Annotated in this window: 5 protein-coding genes and 1 pseudogene; 3 read left to right on the forward strand and 3 right to left on the reverse strand. The window is 67.7% G+C overall.

Going from position 1 to position 4,975, the window contains the following annotated elements; genetic code table 11:
- A partial coding sequence (locus DSP71_RS04485; protein ID WP_258546259.1) for a 2-oxo acid dehydrogenase subunit E2 occupies window positions 1-749 on the forward strand: 749 nt, incomplete at its 5' end.
- A 10-nt stretch (window positions 750-759) separates the two neighbouring features.
- Here DSP71_RS04485 and DSP71_RS04490 read toward each other — a convergent pair.
- The gene (locus DSP71_RS04490) at window positions 760-2,220 is read right to left on the reverse strand and encodes a hypothetical protein (RefSeq protein ID WP_113680463.1); all 1,461 of its coding nucleotides are present in this window, start codon (window positions 2,218-2,220) and stop codon (window positions 760-762) included.
- Window positions 2,221-2,382: 162 nt separating this feature from the next.
- Between DSP71_RS04490 and DSP71_RS04495 the strand changes: the two genes are divergently transcribed.
- On the forward strand, window positions 2,383-3,093 hold the full coding sequence (locus DSP71_RS04495) for a DUF4191 domain-containing protein (protein WP_046749091.1): 711 nt from the start codon (window positions 2,383-2,385) through the stop codon (window positions 3,091-3,093).
- A gap of 64 nt (window positions 3,094-3,157) precedes the next feature.
- Here the strand turns inward: DSP71_RS04495 and DSP71_RS04500 are convergent, their stop codons facing one another.
- On the reverse strand, window positions 3,158-4,345 hold the full coding sequence (locus tag DSP71_RS04500; protein WP_045264814.1) for a RimK family alpha-L-glutamate ligase: 1,188 nt from the start codon (window positions 4,343-4,345) through the stop codon (window positions 3,158-3,160).
- Between the two features lie 20 nt (window positions 4,346-4,365).
- Here DSP71_RS04500 and DSP71_RS04505 point away from each other — a divergent pair, with 20 nt between their 5' ends.
- On the forward strand, window positions 4,366-4,857 hold the full coding sequence (locus DSP71_RS04505; protein ID WP_171010949.1) for an ATP-dependent zinc protease: 492 nt from the start codon (window positions 4,366-4,368) through the stop codon (window positions 4,855-4,857).
- Between the two features lie 18 nt (window positions 4,858-4,875).
- Here the strand turns inward: DSP71_RS04505 and DSP71_RS23115 are convergent.
- Window positions 4,876-4,975 (reverse strand): annotated as a pseudogene (locus DSP71_RS23115) (RDD family protein); the annotation flags it as partial.

Here is a 4,975-nt window from a genome sequence, read left to right on the forward strand (position 1 = left end):
CTCCTGCTGCTCCCGCGCCGCTCGAGGTCTCGCCGTTGCGCGGCACGACACAGCCGATGTCGCGGCTTCGCAAGGTCCTCGCGAAGCGTGCCGTCGAGTCGATGCAGCAGACGGCCCAGCTGACCACGGTCGTCGAGGTCGATGTCACCGCACTCGCCGACTACCGCGACAGCGTGAAGGCTTCTTTCCTCGAGAAGACGGGTGACAAGCTCTCCTTCCTGCCGTTCTTCGCGCTCGCAACCGCAGAAGCGCTGCAGGCGTTCCCGATCGTGAACGCGACGGTCGACGGCGAGAACATCGTCTACCCGGCCAGCGAGAACGTCTCGATCGCCGTCGACACCGAGCGTGGACTGCTCACGCCGGTGCTGCGCGACGCCGCCTCGAAGAACATCGCGCAGATCGCGCACGAGATCGCCGATCTGGCTGCTCGCACCCGCGACAACAAGCTGAAGCCCGACGAGCTGGCCGGCGGAACTTTCACGCTGACCAACACGGGCTCCCGCGGCGCGCTGTTCGACACGCCTGTGGTCTTCCTCCCGCAGTCGGCGATCCTGGGCACCGGTACCGTCGTCAAGCGCCCCGGACTCGTCAAGGTGGGCGGCGCGGATGCGATCGCCGTCCGGTCCTACGTGTACCTCGCGCTGTCCTACGACCACCGGATCATCGACGGCGCAGACGCGGCACGCTTCCTCGGCGCCGTGAAGGCCCGCCTCGAGGCTGCGCAGTTCGCCGCTCAGCTCGGAGCCTGACCGACACGAGTCATCCTGGCTGATCCGCGACGTCATAGACGTCGCGGATCAGCCATTTCTCGTCTGTGCGGAAAAGGACGACGATGGTCTCGTCCGAGGACGCGGCGTCGGCCATCCCCGCATCGCTCTCGGGGATCGCACGCAATCGCATGACCGCCACGTCGCCGTAGGCATCGACCAGCTCGGGTGCCGTCGGAACGCGGGGCTTCGCGCTGAGCGCATCGACGATCCCCTCCGCATTCCCGGCCACGGCGCTCTGACACGCGCCGTCTCCATCGGCGCTGCACTGCGCGATGATCCGCAGGAGCGCTGACAGCGCCGCGACGGGATCGTCGGCCGCAGCAGACCTCGGCTGCGTGGCCTCGCTCTCCGCGACATCCGTCGCACGGGGCGTCGGGACGTCGGACGCCTCCCCGGAGGATGCCGGCGCCGGTGTGTCCGTGTTGCCGGGCGCGCCACGGGCGCTTGTCTCCGACTCACCACCGGGAAGGAGCAGTCCTCCCACCAGCACAGCCGCTGCGGCGCCTCCCGCGATGGCAAGGGAACGCAGACGGACCTTCGAACGAGCCGTCGATCGCTCGCGTCCCCTCCTCGGCCGTGTGGATCGTCGGTGAGGATGTTGCGCCCCTCTCTCCGAGCGCGCGCGCAGCTCGATGATCGCCTTCTGCACCACGTCGACGATCGCGCTGATGGCGCGGGTGCGACCCGCGTCCCGATGGCGGACCCGGTCCGCGCGCAGGAGCGGCGCTCTCTCCCGAGCCACGGCGACGCGGGGACCGACCGCCCGAGCGACATCCCGAGCCCGCTCCGGGGTGTGGAACTCGCGCCGGAGAGGCTGCGGCGCAGCGACGTCGAGCACCATGGTCTCCCATGCCTCCGTGAGCTTGCGAGGCAGACGCGGCTGAGCGAGAGTCTTGTGCAGCCCCTCTCCGATGCCCGACAGGGCGCGACGGACCACCTTGTCCGCGGTCTGATCGCCGAGAAGCTCGACGAGCTCCACCACACCGGCCCTGACATCGGCGCCCTCCCCGATGACGAAGACAGGCCGTCCACCGTCGGTGAGCCACCACGTGCCCGTGTGCACCCCATCGATCCCTTCCCCCAACTCGTCGAGTCCACGAAGGAGGCTGACGACGAGAGTGCTGATCTCCCCCGCAGTGATGCCCGATCCCGCTGCCTCTCGACGGCCCAGGTATCCGCGCACCCGATCCGTGCACCACGGGAGCAACGCGTCGTGACCATCCCGGCGCCGGCTGACGTCGATGGGAGCGGCGATGTGTTCCGTCCCCGAGTAGCGCCATCCCGCCCATCCGCCGAGGCGCGCGACATCCACTCTGACGACCACCTCATCGCCGTGGGTCACGAGCGTGCCCGAGAAGGGCCCCTCCGCGGGATCGAGGGTGCGCACCACACGGTGCGCCCGCGGAACGAGCGGCGTTCCTCGACCGTCGTCGATCGCGATGTCTTCCATTCCTCCATCTCACCGCGGAGATCCTCCCGGAAGCCGCCAGGGCGGAGCGTCGGGACGGATCCCCTCTGATGCCTCTGCAGTGCAGGAGGAGTGGAATCCGGCCGCTCCGCTCCACGCGAACGCCGACATCACGAGGTCGTCAGACTCGGTAGGCTGGTGCTCATGGCAAAGCGTGCTCCTGAACCCGAAAAGCGTCCTGGGTTCTTCTCCCAGATCAAGTCCCTCTTCCGGTTCACACGTGAGGCCTACTCCTGGCTGCCGTGGGCACAGGCTGCGATCCTCATCGGCGGCGTCCTGCTCGGGCTCGTCGCGGGTTATCTGATCCCTCCCTTCCAGGTATGGACGCTCGTCCTGTGGGGCATCACGGGTCTGATGCTCGGCATCCTCGGCGCCCTGTTCCTGATGACGCGGCTCTCGACCTCTGCCATGTACAGCAAGATCGACGGCATGCCCGGTGCGACCGGCCACGTGCTGAGCACCAGCCTTGGTCGCAGTTGGCAGGCCTCGGAGACTCCCGTCGGCATCAACCCGAAGACGCAGGAAGCTGTCTACCGCACCATCGGCCGCGGCGGCATCGTCATCGTCGGCGAAGGCGCACGCGGACGACTGACCCGTCTCGTGAACGAGGAGCGCAGCAAGGCCCAGCGCGTCGCGCACGGCGTCCCGGTCACCGTTCTGTACGTCGGACACGGTGACGACGAAGTCGCGATCGCCGACCTCTCGAAGACGATCAAGAAGCTCCCCAAGGCGATCGACAAGGCGACGATGGCCGCGGTCATCCGTCGCGTCGACTCGGTGTCGCAGTCGCTTTCCTCGCTGCCGATCCCGAAGGGCATCGACCCGACGAAGGTGCGCTCTCAGCGTCCGCGCTGATCGCACGCACCGCACGACTCAAGAGCGCGGCCGTCCTCCTTCGAGGACGGCCGCGCTCTCTCCTTCACTCGGAGAGCGGCTGCCGAGGCAGACGACGGACTTTCGCCCGACGACGCCGACGTTCCGGGACCATCGATCGCATCTCGTCGAGCTTGCCGAAGCAGAACAGCCGGTCGTCGGCTTCGAGCACGACGTGCTTGCGGGGATTCGGGATCACGCTGACGCCGCGGTGCAGCGTGAGGACCGTGATGTCCCGCTCCCACAGTCCCGCCTCGCCCAACGTCTTCCCGACCAGGTCGACCGCACCGTGCACCATGAGCTCGGCGACACCGTAGCCCGTTGAGACCGTGAGACGCTGGCGCACGTCGATCTCCGGAAAAGCGACCTGCCCCGCGATGTAGTCGATGATGGCACCAGCGACATCGAGCTTCGTCGCGGTCTCGATGCCCTGGAGTCCGGGCGAGGAGTTGACCTCCATGACCAGCGGACCGTCTTCGCCCTCGAGCATGTCGACACCCGCGACCCGCAGGCCCATGATCTGCGCCGAGCGCACCGCCGCGCGCTCGTAGACGGGATCGAGTTCGACCGCCTCGACGGACCCTCCTCGGTGCACGTTCGATCGGAACTCGTCACCGGCAGCGGAACGTCGCATCGCGGCGACGACGCGGTCGCCGACGACCAGCGCTCTGATGTCGCGTCCGCGGCTCTCCGCGATGAACTTCTGGATCAGCACGTTCTGCTTGGTCGAGTGCAGGGTCTCGATGATCGCCTCGGCGACCTTCACCTGCGGAGCGAGGATCACCCCGATTCCCTGGGTGCCCTCGAGCAGCTTGATGACGACCGGGGCTCCGCCGACCCGTTCGATCGCCGGTCGCACATCCGCGCGGTTGCGCACGAAGGCCGTCGGCGGCATCGCGATGTTGTGGCGCGAGAGGATCTGATTCGCGCGGAGCTTGTCACGGGCGCTCGAGATGCCGTTGGCGGTGTTCGGCGTGTAGACGTCCATCTGCTCGAACTGACGCACGACGGCCGTGCCGAAGTAGGTGATCGAGTTCCCGATGCGAGGGAGGATCGCGTCGTAGTCGCTGAGCTGTCGTCCGCGGTAATGCAGGTCCGGTTCATCGGCCGTGAGGTCGATGGCGAAGCGCAGCGTGTTGAGCACCTTGACGTTGTGCCCTCGTTGGAGCGCGGCTGCACGCAGACGCTGGGTGGAGTACGCCTGCGGCGCGCGGGAGAGCACTGCGATCTTCACGGGGGGTTTTTCCTGCCAGGATGTATCAGGTGAGTAGGACTACCCCCCATTCAAACACCCTTACGGGGTGGCGAGAATGGGTGAGCCTGCCCGATCTCGGGGTGGATTGGCTGAAGGCCAAGATCGACACGGGTGCGCGCACCTCATCGCTGCACGCTTTCGACATCGTGGAGTTCGAGCAGGACGACGAGCCCTGGGTCCGTTTCAAGGTCAAACCCTGGCAGGACAGCCAGGAGGACGCGGTCGTGGTCGAGTGCCCGATCCACGACCGTCGTGCCGTGCGGAGCTCGTCAGGGCATGCCCAGGAGCGGCTCGTGGTCGAGCTTCTGATCCGGCTCGTGGATCGCGAAGTGCTCGCGGAGGTCACGCTGAGCAACCGTGACGAGATGGGCTTCCGGATGCTCATCGGGCGTGAAGCCCTGCGCCGCGGCTACATCGTCGACCCCGCCCGTTCCTTCCTCGGCGGACGAGCACCGCGCGAGGCGCGTCGGCGCAACCGCGGCCGCGACTGACTCCGTCGGGCGGAGCCGTCAGGTGCGGATGAGAACCGTGCCGACCGCCTTGTCGTGCAGACCGCGCTGGTCGGCGTCCCAGATCACGGCGGGTACGACAACCACGAGCAGGAGCGTG

Origin of the sequence: Microbacterium sp. H6 (genome assembly GCF_003314775.1) — a bacterium.
Taxonomy (GTDB): domain Bacteria; phylum Actinomycetota; class Actinomycetes; order Actinomycetales; family Microbacteriaceae; genus Microbacterium; species Microbacterium oxydans.

Bases quoted from the DNA above. Each gene is read 5' to 3' on its own strand.
- DSP71_RS04490 (WP_113680463.1), bottom strand. From the start codon at position 2,220: ATGGAAGACATCGCGATCGACGACGGTCGAGGAACGCCGCTCGTTCCG.
- DSP71_RS04495 (WP_046749091.1), top strand. From the start codon at position 2,383: ATGGCAAAGCGTGCTCCTGAACCCGAAAAGCGTCCTGGGTTCTTCTCC.
- DSP71_RS04505 (WP_171010949.1), top strand. From the start codon at position 4,366: ATGTATCAGGTGAGTAGGACTACCCCCCATTCAAACACCCTTACGGGG.